The sequence below is a fragment of the Saccharothrix texasensis genome (assembly GCF_003752005.1).
GTDB lineage: Bacteria > Actinomycetota > Actinomycetes > Mycobacteriales > Pseudonocardiaceae > Actinosynnema > Actinosynnema texasense.
The window spans coordinates 6,602,563-6,616,360 of sequence record NZ_RJKM01000001.1 but is presented as its reverse complement, the minus strand read 5'-3'; the positions used below and the strand labels follow the sequence as shown (position 1 = coordinate 6,616,360).

Here is a 13,798-nt window from a genome sequence, read left to right as displayed (position 1 = left end):
GTGACGCAGCCCCACGACCTGGTCGACGAGGTGCTGGCCGAGCTGCCCGAGTGGCTGCCCGCCCAGCGGTGGTTCGGCGGCAAGGACCGCCCGGTCACCTCGATCCGCCCGCTGCGCACGGCGGTGCTGCGGGCCGAGGACCCGGTGCTGGTGCACCTGGTGGTGGAGGTGGAGCAGCCGGACCGGCGCGAGCCGTACCAGCTGCTGGTCACCGACCACGCGGACAACCACGAGGCCACCCACGTGCCGGAGCTGACCGGCGTGCTGCTCGACCTCATCGCCGAGGGCGCCGAGGTCGAGGGCCTGCGGTTCGCGCACGAGCCGGGCGTGGAGCTGCAGACCGGGCTGCGCGGCCGGCCGATCACGTCCGAGCAGTCCAACACCTCGATCGTGTTCGGCAACCAGTACATCCTCAAGCTGTTCCGCAAGCTGACCTACGGCGAGAACCCGGACCTGGCGCTGCACCGGGCGCTGCGCCAGGTCGGGTGCGAGCACATCGCCCAACCGCTCGGGTCGATCACGGGACGGCTGGACGGCCGCACGACGACCGTCGGCATGCTCCAGCAGTTCATGCCGGACGCGGTGGACGGCTGGGCGATGGCCACCACGAGCGTGCGCGACCTGATGGCCGAGGCCGACCTGCACGCCGACGAGGTCGGCGGCGACTTCGCGGGCGAGGCGCAGCGGCTCGGCCAGGCCGTGGCCACCGTGCACGCGGACCTGGAGCGCGCCCTGGGCACGCAGTCCGCGGACGCCGAGAACATCGACCGGACCGTGCGGGCGATGGTCGCGCGGCTGGACTCGGTGGTGGCCTCGGTGCCGGAGCTGCGGCCCTACGTGCCCGCGCTGCGGGAGGCGTTCGAGCAGGCCCGGGAGACCCCGGACGCGGTCGCGGTGCAGCACATCCACGGCGACCTGCACCTCGGTCAGGTGCTGCGGACCGTGCAGGGGTGGCTGCTGATCGACTTCGAGGGCGAGCCCGGGTCGCCGATCGCGGAGCGGATGGAGCTGCGCTCGCCGTTGCGCGACGTGGCGGGGATGCTGCGGTCGTTCGACTACGCGGCCCACCAGCTGCTCGTCGGCCAGCCGGAGGACCACCAGCTGACCGTGCGGGCGCTGGAGTGGGCGCGGCGCAACCGCGCGGCCTTCGCCGAGGGCTACGCGGAGGCGGCGTCTGACTCGGTGGGCGACCCCCGCAAGCGGGGCTACCTGCTGCGGGCGTTCGAGCTGGACAAGGCCGTCTACGAGGTCGCCTACGAGCACGCGAACAGGCCGGAGTGGTTGACGGTCCCGTTGTCGTCGATCGCGCGGATCACTGGAGAGGGAGCGGTGCAGTCATGATCTCGCCCGAGGACGTCGACCGGCTGTTGGCCGGGGCGCACCACGACCCGCACTCGGTGCTGGGCGTGCACCACGCTCCGGAGGGCGTGGTCGCGCGGGCGCTGCGGCCGGGCGCGACCGCGGTGGCGGTGATGGCCGCCGACAAGCGGTTCGACCTGGACCGGGTCGCCGACGGGCTGTTCGCGGGCGAGCTGCCCGAGCACCCCGGCGACTACCGGCTGGAGGTCGAGTACGGCGACCACGCCGTCGAGGTGGACGACCCGTACCGGTGGCTGCCCACCGTCGGCGAGCTGGACCTGCACCTCATCGGCGAGGGGCGGCACGAGCGGCTGTGGGACGTGCTGGGCGCGCGGGTGCGCACCTACGACACGCCCAACGGCACCGTCTCGGGCGTCTCGTTCGCCGTGTGGGCGCCGACCGCGCGCGGTGTGCGGGTGTGCGGCGACTTCGACGGCTGGGACGGCCGGGCGAACCCGATGAGGTCGCTCGGCTCGTCCGGCGTGTGGGAGGTCTTCATCCCCGGCATCCCCGAGGGCACCCGGTACAAGTTCCGCATCCTGGGCCGGGACGGAGGGTGGCACGAGAAGGCCGACCCGATGGCGTTCGCCACCGAGACGCCGCCGCAGACCGCCTCGGTCGTCACCCGGACCGCGCACGAGTGGGGCGACGCCGAGTGGCAGGCCAAGCGCGACGCCACGCAGTGGATCAACGCGCCGATGAGCGCGTACGAGGTGCACCTGGGCTCGTGGCGGCCCGGCCTGAGCTACCGGGAGCTGGCCACGGAGCTGGCGGACTACGTGGTGGACGCCGGGTTCACCCACGTGGAGCTGATGCCGGTGGCCGAGCACCCGTTCGGCGGGTCGTGGGGCTACCAGGTGACGTCGTACTACGCGCCGACGTCGAGGTTCGGCTCGCCGGACGACTTCCGGCACTTCGTGGACGTGCTGCACCAGCGCGGCGTCGGCGTGATCATGGACTGGGTGCCGGCGCACTTCCCGAAGGACTCCTGGGCGTTGGCGAAGTTCGACGGCAGCGCGCTGTACGAGCACGAGGACCCCCGCCGGGGCGAGCACCCGGACTGGGGCACGCTGGTGTTCGACTTCGGGCGCAACGAGGTGCGCAACTTCCTGGTCGCCAACGCGCTGTACTGGATCGAGGAGTTCCACATCGACGGCCTGCGGGTCGACGCGGTGGCCTCGATGCTGTACCTGGACTACTCGCGGCAGGAGGGGCAGTGGCTGCCCAACCAGTACGGCGGCCGGGAGAACCTGGACGCGGTGCGGTTCCTGCAGGAGCTGAACGCGACGGTCTACAAGCGCCACCCCGGCGTGGTGATGGTGGCGGAGGAGTCGACGGCGTGGCCGGGCGTGTCGCGGCCCACGCACCTGGGCGGCCTCGGGTTCGGGTTCAAGTGGAACATGGGCTGGATGCACGACTCGCTGCACTACCTGTCGCGCGAGCCCATCCACCGGTCGTTCCACCACAACGAGATCACGTTCTCGCTGGTGTACGCGTGGAGCGAGAACTTCGTGCTGCCGCTGTCGCACGACGAGGTCGTGCACGGCAAGGGGTCGTTGTGGCAGCGGATGCCCGGCGACGACTGGAACAAGGCGGCCGGGCTGCGCTCGCTGCTGGCGTTCATGTGGGCGCACCCCGGCAAGCAGCTGCTGTTCATGGGCGGCGAGTTCGGGCAGCGGGAGGAGTGGTCGGAGAGCCGGTCGCTGGACTGGCACCTGCTGGACTCGCCGCTGCACGGCGGCCTGCACCGGCTGATCGGCGACCTGAACCGGGTCTACCGGGGCTCGCCCGCGCTCTACAGCGCGGACAACAAGCCCGAGGGGTTCTCGTGGATCGACGCGAACGACTCGGCGGGCAACGTGCTGAGCTTCCTGCGCATCGGTGAGGACGGCTCGGTGCTCGCGTGCGTGGCGAACTTCGCCGGCCTGCCGCACCACGACTACCGGGTCGGGCTGCCGGTCGCCGGTCGGTGGCGCGAGGTGGTGAACACGGACTCGGAGGTCTACGGCGGGTCCGGGGTCGGGAACTTCGGCGTGGTGGAAGCGGAAGAGCGCCCCTGGCACGGCAGGCCCGCGTCGGCGGTGCTGCAACTGCCGCCGACGGGCGTGCTGTGGCTCGCGCCGGAGGCGCCCGCGGTCACCGCGACGGTCACCGCGGAGGACCGGGCGAGCGTCGAGGGCCCGATCGACCCGGACGACCTCGAGATCACCTGAACCGGACCGCGCCCGGCGGGGCCGGCGACCCGGGAGCCCCCGCCGGGTCGCCGGCCGGACCCGAACCGCGTAGTGCGGAACGTCGTCGGCGGGCGTCGGCGCCTGCCATGCTGAGCCCCATGGCGGACGAGGTGTGGGCGGTCGGCGAGGCGTACGAGGCTTACGTCGGGCGTTGGAGCGCGCCCGTCGCGCGGCGGTTCCTCCGGCTGCTGGACGTGCCGGCGGGCCGCCGGTGGCTGGACGTCGGCTGCGGCACGGGCGCGTTGACCACCGCGATCCTCAAGCTCGCCGACCCGGCCGAGGTCGTCGGGGTCGACCCGTCCGAGGGTTTCCTGGCCACCGCCGAGCACCGGGTCACCGACCCGCGCGCGGCCTTCCACGTCGGTGACGCCCGGTCCCTCCCGCTGCCCGACCGCTCGTTCGACGCCGTGGTCAGCGGTCTCGCGCTCAACTTCGTGCCCGACCCCGCCCGCGCCGTGGCCGAGTTCGCCAGGGTCGCCGCGCCGCGGGGCGTGGTCGCCGGCTACGTCTGGGACTACGCCGAGGGCATGGCGATCACCCGCTTCTTCTGGGACGCCGCCACCGACCTCGACCCGGCCGCCGCCGCCCTGCACGAGGGCAGGCGCTTCCCCCTCTGCCGTCCCGAACCGCTCCGCGAGCTGTGGACCGGCGCCGGGTTGACCGGGGTGCGCGTGGAGGCGTTGGAGGTGCCGACGGTGTTCAACGACTTCGACGACTACTGGCGCCCGTTCCTCGGCGGCCAGGGACCGGCGCCCGGCTACACCGCGTCCCTGCCCGAGGACCGCCGGCGGGCCCTGCGCGACCTGCTCCGCACCCGCCTGCCCACCCACCCGGACGGCTCCATCCGGCTGGCCGCGCGGGCGTGGTCGGTGCGCGGCTTCACGGCGCCGGCGTGAACCCCGGCAGCAGGACGGGCAGCCGCTCGTCCCCCCGTCCGGTGACGAGGAGCTCCCTGGTGCCGTCCTGACGGCGGACCAGGCCGGCGGCCACGAACGCGTCCAGCACGAGCCGGCCCAGGTCGCCGCCCAGGTGCGGGACGCGGTGCGTGCGGTCCAGGCAGGCCGACGCGAGGCGGCGGCGCGGCGCGACGGCGGCCGGGTCGACGCCCAGGCGGTGCAGCGCGGTCAGGTCCTCCCCCAGCGCGAGGTCGCCGGTGCGGCCGTCGGGCGGGCGGAGCGCGCCCGCCTCGACGAGGGTCGCGAACACCGAGATCCCCAGGCGGCCGGCCGCGTGGTCGTAGCACGTGTGGGCGACGTCGACCGGCGATGACGTGCGCCGGGGCGTGACGGGGTCGCCGCGGTGGGCGTATCGGGCCAGTGCGGTGAGGACGTCGGCGATGTCGGCGCGGCCCACCTGGTAGACGGCGTGCCGGCCGGTGTGCTCGACCGTGACGAGGCCCGCGGCGCGCAGGCGGGCCAGGTGGTTGCCCAGCCGCGGCGGCGAGACGCCCATGGCGTCGGCCAGCTGCACCATCGTGTGCGGGCCCTCGGCGGCGAGCAGTTGCAGCGCGGTGAGCCGGACCGGGTCGGACAGCTCGCGGGCCAGCGCGACGACCGACGCCTGGACGGCGTTGCCCGAGTCGACCCATCCCGCCACAGGTGCACCCTAGCACCGTTCACGATGTCCTGAACTCTGATTGCGACCCTGCCGTGACGCGGGTTACGGTCATGGTTCATCACATCGTGAAGGGTGAGTGCCGATGGGGCTGGGCGTGCTGCTGTGGGGGCGCGGGGTCTCGGCGCTCGGCGACGGCCTGTGGTTCACCACCTGGGCCTTGTTCTTCACCCGCGTCCTCGGGCTGCCGCCGACCGCGGTGGGCGTCGGCATGGCGGTCGCGGGCGCGGCGGGGCTGGTCGCGGCGGTGCCGCTCGGCGCGCTGGCCGACCGCTTCGACCCGAGGCTGGTGCTGGCGGTGCTCACCGTCGTCCGCGCCCTGGCCATGACGTCCTACCTGGCGGTGGACGGCACGTGGTCGTTCCTCGCGGCGACGGTGGCGTTCACCGCGCCCGCCAACGGCGGCAACGCCGTGCGGACGGCGTTGATCACCGGTCTGGTGGCCGACGACGCGGCCAGGGTGCGAGCCCTGGCCCGGCAACGGGTCGCGCAGCACGTCGGCTACGCCATCGGCGCCGGCCTGGGCGCCCTGGTGCTGACCGCCGACGACCCCGCCACCTACGCCCTGGCGATCACCGGCAACGCGATCACGTTCGGCGTGCTGGCGGCGACCACGCTCGCCGTGCGCAGACCGGCGCCGGTGGACGGGACGCCACGCGCGCGTGCCGCGTTGAGCGACCGCCCGTACCTGGCCGTCGTCGCGGTCACCTCGGTGCTGTCGCTGTGCTGGGCGATGCTGTCGACCGGGCTGCCGCTGTGGCTGTCCCGGTCGACGGACCTGCCGCTCGCGCTGGGCGGCGTGGTGGTGGTCGTCAGCTCGGTCGGCATCGCGGCGCTCCAGGTGCCCTTCTCGCGGTTCGCCCGCACCCCCGGCCAGGCCGCGCGCACCGTGGTCCGGTCGGGGATCGCGCTGGCCGCGAGCTGCGCGCTGCTCGCCACGACCGCGGGCGGCTCCGGTGCGGCGGCCGTCGCGGTCGTGGTGGCGGCGGCACTGCTCCACGTGGTCGGCGAACTGGGTTACGTGGCCGCGAACTGGGGGTTGTCGGTCGGCCTCATGCGCGACGAGTCGCGTGGCGCCTACCAGGGGGTGAACGAGGCGGCCACGGCCACCGTGCAGCTGTTCGGGCCCGCGGTCTTCACGTTCGCGCTCGGCGGTTCCGGCGCCGGCGGTTGGCTCGCCGTGGCGGCGATCTTCCTGGTCGCGGTCGCGCCCGTGCCCGCGCTGACCCGGTGGGCGACGCGCACGCGCGAGCCGGCGGTGCCGTCGAACACGACCCCGTAGGGGTTCGGGGCAGGCACAATGGCCCCATGCGGCTCGTATCGGCTCGGCTGGTCCTGCTGGCGGCGGTCCTGCTCACGGCTAGCGCCTGTGCCCAGGCGATCCCGGGCAAACCGGTGGCGGGTGAGGCCGTCACCAAGGGCACCGTCGACCCGGGCTTCATCCGGGGCACCGACGGCGGCCCGATCGACCAGCTGGCGGCCACCGCCGTCACCGACATCGACTCGTTCTGGCAGGAGGCGTTCCCGGCCACGTTCGACCGGAAGTGGGAGCCGATCGAGGGCGGCATCTACTCGGTCGACACCTCCGACTCCTCCGCCAAGCCGCCGCCGTGCACCGAGAAGGCGAGCGACGTCGAGGGCAACGCGTTCTACTGCCCCAGCGCCGACGCCATCGCCTGGGACCGCGCCGCGCTGCTGCCCGTGCTCAAGGACCGGTTCGGCGACGCGGCCGTGGTGATCGTGCTGGCGCACGAGATGGGCCACGCCGTGCAGAACCGGATGGGCATCACGCCCGAGGCCGAGCGGCGCGAGCCGCAGCGGTTCCCGACGATCCTCACCGAGGCCATGGCCGACTGCTTCGCGGGCGCCTTCACCAAGTGGGTCAACGACGGCAAGTCCGAGCACCTCGACATCGGCTCCGACACGCTGGACTCCGCGCTGGGCGCGCTGATCACGTTCCGCGACCCGGTCGGCACCTCGGCCAACGACCGGTCCGCGCACGGCAACGCGTTCGACCGGGTGTCCGCTTTCCAGGACGGCTACCAGCAGGGCACCGAGTTCTGCGCGGCCATGACCACCGACAACCGGGTGTTCACCCAGCAGGCGTTCATCTCCGCCGACGACCGCGACCGCGGCGGCAACCTGCCGTTCGACGAGATGCTGGAGAACGTCACACCCGACCTGAACCTGTACTACAAGACCCTGGTCGAGCAGGCGGGCAAGAAGTGGACCGACCCGAAGTCCACGCCCACCGAGGAGGAGCCGGACTGCTCCGGCGACCAGGGCCCGGTGGCGTACTGCCCGGCGGAGAAGTCGGTGGAGTTCGAGGTGAAGGCCGACCTGCCCGAGCTGCACGCCGAGATCGGCGACTACGCCACCGGCCTGCTGCTGGCGAGCCGGTACGGGATGGCCGCGATGGCGGCGGTGGGCGCGGACCTCGACGGCGAGAGCGCGGCGACCAGCGCGTTGTGCCTGGCCGGCGCGTACACGCGGGAGGTCTTCACCCGGCAGAAGGGGTTCGGGCTGTCCCCCGGCGACCTCGACGAGGCCGTGCAGGTGCTGCTCGCCTACGACTACGCGGCGCGCGACGCGAGCGGTTCGGCGTCGCTCGGTCCGGGGTTCAAGCGGGTCGAGGTGTTCCGCGGCGGCGTGTTCGAAGGCGTCGAAGCCTGCGGTCTGGCCTAGCCACCCGAGCCGGCCAAGTAGGGTTCGGGCTCGGATCGGCACGGACCGGGGATGGGGCTTGGGCATGGCTCGACGGGCTTGGGTCGCGGCGACGCTGGCCACCGCGATGGCGTTGACGGGGTGCACCCAGACGGTGAGCGGCTACGGCCGGTCGGAACGACCCGACGTCACCAAGGTGGCCGGGTTGGACATCACCACCGGTGAGAGCGGCGCGAAGCCGGGCGTGCCGGACGCCGACCTGCAGGTGGAGAACGGCGACGGCGGCGAGATGGACCGGCTGGCGATCAACACGCTGGCCGACGTCGAGGAGTACTGGGCGGAGCAGCTGCCGGCGCGGTTCGGCAAGGAGTTCGAGCCGGTGAAGCGGCTGGTGTCCTACGACTCCAACGGCAAGGGCGTCGAGATCTGCCGCACCAACACCGCGGGCGTGGCCAACGCGTTCTACTGCTCGTTGGACGACTCCATCGCGTGGGACCGCGGCGAGCTGCTGCCGATGCTGGACGACGCGTTCGGGCCGATGTCGGTGGTGACCGTGCTGGCGCACGAGATGGGCCACGCGATCCAGTACAAGCTCGGCGACGTCGGCGGGATCAACCAGGCCACGCCGTCGATCATCAAGGAGCAGCAGGCCGACTGCTACGCGGGCAACTTCTTCCGGTGGGTGGCCGAGGGCAAGTCCAAGCACTTCCGCATCTCGACCGGGCCCGGGTTGAACCAGGTGCTGGCGACGATGTTCTTCATCCGGGACGCGGCGGGCACGTCGGCCGAGAAGCAGGGCGCGCACGGCAGCGCGTTCGACCGGGTGGCGGCGTTCCAGTTCGGGTTCGCCGGCGACCCGGAGCGGTGCGCGGAGATCGACGAGGCCGAGATCAAGGCGCGGATCACCCAGCAGAAGTTCGACGCGGAGGACAAGGACACCGGGCAGGGCAAGGGCAACCTGAAGGTGGACGACCAGCGTTCGCTCGACCTGCTGGAGGAGTCGCTGCGCACGGCGTTCAAGGAAGCCGCCGCCACGCCGCCCTCGTTGTCCACCTCGTCGTCCGCGCAGTGCCCGGACGGCGGCGACACCTCGCCCGCGGCGTACTGCCCGGCCACGAACTCGATCGCCATCGACCTGCCCGACCTGGTGAAGATCGGCACCCCGCCGAAGCGGGGGCAGAAGGGCGGGATCGGCGACTTCGCCGCGTTCGCCGAGATCGCGTCGCGGTTCGCGCTGTCGATCCAGAAGGCGACCGGGTACGGGCTGGAGGGCCCGGCGGCGGGGTTGCGGACGGCCTGCCTGACCGGGGCGTGGGCCGGGACGACGACGAACAGCACGCCGGCGCAGGGCAAGGCCGCGCTGCGGCTGTCCTCGGGCGACCTGGACGAGGCGGTGGCCGAGCTGCTGGCGGACAAGAGCCTGATCGCGGCCGACGTGAACGGGACCGTCGTGCCGTCCGGCTTCGCCCGCGTCGAGGCGTTCCGCGATGGCTTCTACCAGGGCGCCGGCCTCTGCACCCGCAAGTACGCCGGCTGACCCCCGGCCAGGGCGCGGGGCCGGTGCGCCCGGTCTGGTCGTGAGCGAGTGGTGGTGACAGGGGCCCGGGGTGGGCCCCTGTCAGGGTGTGCTCAGAACAGGGCGCTGGCCAGGTTGCGGCGGGCCTTCGCGACCCGGTCGTCGTCCGGCGGGAAGAGCTCGAACAGGCTCACGAGGTGCTCGCGGACCTTGTCGCGGTCCTCGCCGAAGACGCGGCGGACCGTGTCCACCAGCCGCTTGAACGCCTGCTCGACGTCGTTGGTCGCCAGCTCCAGGTCCGCGGCGGCCAGTTGGGCGTCCACGTCGTCCGGGTTGCCGTCGGCCTTCGCGATGGCGTCCGCGGGCACCGCCTCGGCCCGGGCCGTGAACCGGACCTGCGCCAGGGCGGCCTTGGCCTCGGCGTTGCCCGGCTCGGCGGCCAGGATCGCCTCGTACGCGGCCTCGGCGGCGGCGAAGTCGCCCTGCTCGAACGCGTCCTCGGCGGCGGTGAAGCGGGGGTCCTCCGGCTCGGGGGCGGGCTCCTCGCCGGGCTCCGCCGCGCGGTTCGCCTCCGCCGCCTTGATGCCCGGCAGCCGGTCGCGCAGGGCGTCCAGCAGGCGGGCGATCCACTGGCCGAACTCGGCCTCCGGCAGCGGTCCGGCGAAGGCGTCGAGCGGCTGGCCGCCGGCGATCGCGACCACGGTCGGCACGGACTGCACGCCGAACACCTGGCCGATGCGCGGGTTGGCGTCGAGGTCGACCCTGGCCAGCAGCCAGGTGCCGCCGCCCGCCCTGGCCGCGCGTTCCAGCACGGGCGAGAGCTGGCCCGCCTCGGGGCTCCACGACGCGGTCAGCTCGACGACGACCGGGATGTCCAGCGAGCGTTCGACGACCGACTGGAACGTCGCCTCGGTGACGTCGAGCACCCACGGGCTCGGACCGGCGTCCGAACCGCCGACGGCTCCGCCGGAGCCGGGCGACGGGGGTGGGGCGGTGGCGCGCTGCCTCGCGGCGTCGGCCCGGGCCTTCAGCGCGCCGAGGTCGACCGCCCCGGACAACGCGGCGGACAGTGCGGCGGTCTTTCGGGGGTCTGGCCTTGTCACGCCTTCCATCCTGGCACGAGTCCGACGGTTGGCCGCGCGCGGCTAGCCGGGGAGTTGCGCGACCGGGTCGATCGCCATCGGGTTCGTCCGCATGGCCTCGTTCAGCCGCCCCAGGCGCAGCGCGATCGGGGTCGTCAACTCGGCGAAGCGGGCGGTGCCCGCCGGGCCCAGGACCTCCCACGGACGGGTGGCGGCCTCGTCGGTGCGCCGTTCGACGTCCTCCCGCAACGCCCGACCGGCCGGCGTGAGGCCACCGTCGCCGTCGAGCAGGCCCCGGTCGGCGAGCGCCGCTTCGGCTTCCCGCCACTCCGGCTCCGACCAGCCGCGCGCGCTGCGCATGTACGCCGCGTCAAGGGCCTTGTCGGCGCTGAACAGCACCAACGCCTCGCACGGCCCGAGGTCGGCGGCCACCAGCGCGGCCACGTGACCGTCACCACGTGACTCGCGCAACGTCGTGCACGCCTGCCACAGCGCCAGGTGCGGCTCGTCGGGCAGGGGCAGCGCGCGGTTCGCGGCGGCCAGCACCCGGCCCGCCGTCGGCGCGGCCTCGGCCGCCCGAACGGCCAGCTCGGCGGCCTCGGCGACGTCCAGGCTCGTCAGCATCCGCCGCAACGCCCCGTCGACGCCCTCCAGCCGTGCCCGCAGGAACCGGGCGGGACCGGCCACGTCCCACGCGTCGGGCAGCGCGCGGGCCACCATGCGCGGGTGGAAGTTGTAGAACGCGGCGGTCACGACCTCCGGCGACGCCGCGCCCAACGGGGCCGCGCGCTGGCCGAAGTAGCCCATCCAGCCGCCCTTGCAGCCCAGCGCGTCGGTGACCGCCCGGGACTCGGGCGAGAAGTACGTGACGTCGTGGTAGGTCTCGAAGCGGACCCACAGGTCTCTCGGCTCCATGCCCACCAGAATAGTAGGACGTCCGACTATTCGTCTGCTGCCAGGTGGTGCTCGACCCGCTCCACCTTGGCCGTGAGCTGACCCGTCCAGCCCGGCCTGATGTCCGCCTTGAGCACGAGGCTCACCCGCGGCGCGGTCGCCTGCACGACCTCGGTCGCCTTCTTCACCACCGCCATCACCTCGTCCCACTCCCCCTCGACCAGCGTGAACATGGCGTTGGTCTCGTTGGGCAGACCCGACTCGCGGACCACCCGCACCGCCTGGGCGACGGCCTCGGCCACGCCGTCGGACTCACCGCCGAGCGGGCTCACACTGAACGCGACGAGCACTTCTGCCTCCTGGTCGGGGTACCCACTGGTAGCTTCGGCGCATGACGTCCCAGCCGCTGCCGTTCGACCCCATCGCGCGCGCCGCCGAGCTGTGGGAGAAGCGGATCGGACCGTCGACGGCGATGGCGGCGGTCACCAGCGTCATGCGAGTACAGCAGATCATCCAGTCCGCCGTGGACGCCGCACTCAAGCCGCACGGGTTGACCTTCGCGCGGTTCGAGGCGCTGGTGCTGTTGACGTTCGCCCGCACGGGCAGCCTGCCGATGCGGGTCATGGGCGAACGGCTCCAGCTGCACCCGACGAGCGTCACGAACATCGTGGACCGGCTGGAAGCCGACGGACTCGTGCGCCGCAACCCCCACCCCACCGACCGGCGCACCACCCTCGTGGAGATCACCGAAGCCGGGCACGCCCGGCGCGAGGCCGCCACCGAAGCCGTCACCGCCGTCGAGTTCGGGTTGCGCGGCCTGACCGACCGGCAGACCGAGCAGCTGACCGACCTGCTGGCGAAGGTCCGCCGCGCGGTCGGCGACTTCGAGGACTGACCCCTCGGCGGTTCGACGGCGCAATTCGGTCGACAGACCGACACCGGCCGGTCACGCTGCACGACGTGCGCGAGATCAGGGCTCTGGTGACGGTCGGCGGCCGGTTCGTCGGCGAGGCGGAGCCGTTCACCGTCGACAGCCCCTGGTGGAACGACGTCGAGCCCGTGACCGCGCGCCTGGACCGGGACCTCGGCGTGACGACGAGCGTGTTGCGGCTGGTCGGGACCACCACCCCGGCCATGCGCGACGGCGTGGTGACGTACCAGGTGGAGGCCGACCGCGTGCCGGACCGGGGCCTGACGACCGGCGGGCGGCACGCGGTCGGGGACCACCCGCTGCGGCTGCCGTGGGCGCGCCCGGGCGGGCCGGCCGCGCTGGTCGGGTGGGCGCGGGGCCACGTCGACGTGACCGGGCCGGCGGTGCAGGTGAAGACGTGGAACCTGTCGTGCCTGTACCGGCTGCCGACCGCGCGCGGGAACGCGTGGGCGAAGGCCACGCCGCCGTTCATGGCGGACGAGGCCGAGGTGATCCGGCTGGTGGCGTCGGTCGACCCGTCGTTGGCGCCGGTGCTGCTCGCCGCCGAGCCCGGTCGGGTGCTGCTCGCCGAGGCGCCGGGAGTGGACTGCTGGCAGCCGGGCGCGGACGTGGTCGAGCGGATCGTGCCGCGGTGGGTGGCGGTGCAGGCGGCGTTGGCCGGCGAGCCGCGGCTGCGGGCCCGCGGGGTGGGCGTGCCGGACTTCGGGCTGCCGGACACCCTGCTGCACGGCGACTTCCACCCGGGCAACTGGCGTTCCGGCGGGGTCGTGCTCGACTGGGGCGACGCGCACTGGGGCCACCCGGCGTTGGACGCGGCACGGCTGATCGGGTTCGTCGCGCCGGAGATGCGGGCCGCCGTGGAACGCGTGTGGGTCGACGCGTGGTCGCGCCACTTCCCGTCGAGCGATCCGGCGAGCGCGCTGCGGCACGCCCGCCCGGCGTCACACCTCGTGAGCGCGCTGGTGTACCAGGAGTTCCTGGACAACATCGAGCCGAGCGAACGCGTGTACCACCTCGGCGACCCCGAGGCGGAGCTGGCGCTGGCTCAGTCGTCGGCGGTCTGAACCCCGGTCTCGGCCAGCCGACCCGTGCGGTTGGCCCAGCGCTCGAACACCACGGTGCCGAACGGCGGGATGCTCGCGACCAGGCCGAGCACGAGCGTCTTGCGGTCCCAGCGGTGGGCCAGCATCAACGTCACCAGGACGTAGCCGACGAAGATCGCGCCGTGCACGGGCCCGAAGACCTTGACGCCGATCTCGTTGCCCACCACGACGTACTTGAAGAACATGCCGATCAGCAGACCGGCCCACGACACCGCCTCGGCCAGGGCGAGCAGGCGAAACCGACCAACAGCGCTGCTAAGCATGCCTCCATTGTGCTTCGTGACCCCCCTCACCCCACCCCCACCCCCACGTGAGTCCTACCTCCACACCGCGAGAGTCCTACGTTCACACGGCGAGAGTCCTACGTTCAGAGCCCCTGAATTCAACGCTCAGCACACGCA

Annotated in this window: 13 protein-coding genes; 8 read left to right on the top strand and 5 right to left on the bottom strand. The window is 73.2% G+C overall.

The annotated features are described in order from the left end of the window. The 3 genes from EDD40_RS29455 to EDD40_RS29445 all read left to right on the top strand — a co-directional run bounded on the left by EDD40_RS29455 (position 1) and on the right by EDD40_RS29445 (position 4,489). A complete protein-coding gene (locus EDD40_RS29455; RefSeq protein WP_148088946.1) occupies positions 1-1,341 on the top strand; it encodes a maltokinase N-terminal cap-like domain-containing protein in 1,341 nt (446 codons plus the stop codon). Further along, positions 1,338-3,572: a 1,4-alpha-glucan branching protein GlgB gene (glgB, locus tag EDD40_RS29450; protein ID WP_123745815.1), complete on the top strand. Its 2,235-nt coding sequence runs from the start codon at positions 1,338-1,340 to the stop codon at positions 3,570-3,572. The genes EDD40_RS29455 and glgB overlap by 4 nt, the downstream gene beginning before the upstream one ends. A gap of 119 nt (positions 3,573-3,691) precedes the next feature. Further along, positions 3,692-4,489 carry a class I SAM-dependent methyltransferase gene (locus tag EDD40_RS29445; protein ID WP_246037889.1) on the top strand — a complete coding sequence of 266 codons (798 nt, stop codon included), beginning with the start codon at positions 3,692-3,694 and terminating at the stop codon, positions 4,487-4,489. On the opposite strand, the gene EDD40_RS29440 is transcribed toward EDD40_RS29445, so the two are convergent. Then, a complete protein-coding gene (locus EDD40_RS29440; RefSeq protein WP_123745814.1) occupies positions 4,473-5,189 on the bottom strand; it encodes an ArsR/SmtB family transcription factor in 717 nt (238 codons plus the stop codon). The genes EDD40_RS29445 and EDD40_RS29440 overlap by 17 nt on opposite strands. A gap of 103 nt (positions 5,190-5,292) precedes the next feature. Here EDD40_RS29440 and EDD40_RS29435 point away from each other — a divergent pair, with 103 nt between their 5' ends. The 3 genes from EDD40_RS29435 to EDD40_RS44485 all read left to right on the top strand — a co-directional run bounded on the left by EDD40_RS29435 (position 5,293) and on the right by EDD40_RS44485 (position 9,408). Beyond that, a complete protein-coding gene (locus tag EDD40_RS29435; RefSeq protein ID WP_123745813.1) occupies positions 5,293-6,489 on the top strand; it encodes an MFS transporter in 1,197 nt (398 codons plus the stop codon). Between the two features lie 26 nt (positions 6,490-6,515). Next, positions 6,516-7,892, top strand: a complete 1,377-nt coding sequence (locus tag EDD40_RS29430) for a neutral zinc metallopeptidase (RefSeq protein WP_123745812.1) — start codon at positions 6,516-6,518, stop codon at positions 7,890-7,892. Positions 7,893-7,956: 64 nt separating this feature from the next. Further along, on the top strand, positions 7,957-9,408 hold the full coding sequence (locus EDD40_RS44485) for a neutral zinc metallopeptidase (RefSeq protein ID WP_123745811.1): 1,452 nt from the start codon (positions 7,957-7,959) through the stop codon (positions 9,406-9,408). Positions 9,409-9,500: 92 nt separating this feature from the next. Here the strand turns inward: EDD40_RS44485 and EDD40_RS29420 are convergent, their stop codons facing one another. The 3 genes from EDD40_RS29420 to EDD40_RS29410 are packed head-to-tail and all read right to left on the bottom strand — an operon-like array spanning position 9,501 to position 11,713. Next, positions 9,501-10,490, bottom strand: a complete 990-nt coding sequence (locus tag EDD40_RS29420) for a tetratricopeptide repeat protein (protein WP_123745810.1) — start codon at positions 10,488-10,490, stop codon at positions 9,501-9,503. Positions 10,491-10,532: 42 nt separating this feature from the next. Further along, a complete protein-coding gene (locus EDD40_RS29415; protein ID WP_123745809.1) occupies positions 10,533-11,384 on the bottom strand; it encodes an SCO6745 family protein in 852 nt (283 codons plus the stop codon). Between the two features lie 26 nt (positions 11,385-11,410). Continuing rightward, complete coding sequence (locus tag EDD40_RS29410) at positions 11,411-11,713, bottom strand: MTH1187 family thiamine-binding protein (protein ID WP_123745808.1); 303 nt, start codon at positions 11,711-11,713, stop codon at positions 11,411-11,413. A gap of 41 nt (positions 11,714-11,754) precedes the next feature. Here EDD40_RS29410 and EDD40_RS29405 point away from each other — a divergent pair, with 41 nt between their 5' ends. Both EDD40_RS29405 and EDD40_RS29400 read left to right on the top strand, forming a co-directional pair. Next, complete coding sequence (locus EDD40_RS29405; protein WP_123745807.1) at positions 11,755-12,258, top strand: MarR family winged helix-turn-helix transcriptional regulator; 504 nt, start codon at positions 11,755-11,757, stop codon at positions 12,256-12,258. Positions 12,259-12,323: 65 nt separating this feature from the next. Beyond that, positions 12,324-13,358: a phosphotransferase gene (locus EDD40_RS29400; protein ID WP_201437132.1), complete on the top strand. Its 1,035-nt coding sequence runs from the start codon at positions 12,324-12,326 to the stop codon at positions 13,356-13,358. On the opposite strand, the gene EDD40_RS29395 is transcribed toward EDD40_RS29400, so the two are convergent. After that, the gene (locus tag EDD40_RS29395) at positions 13,340-13,660 is read right to left on the bottom strand and encodes a DUF3817 domain-containing protein (protein WP_123745806.1); all 321 of its coding nucleotides are present in this window, start codon (positions 13,658-13,660) and stop codon (positions 13,340-13,342) included. The genes EDD40_RS29400 and EDD40_RS29395 overlap by 19 nt on opposite strands. Positions 13,661-13,798: the final 138 nt, after the last annotated feature.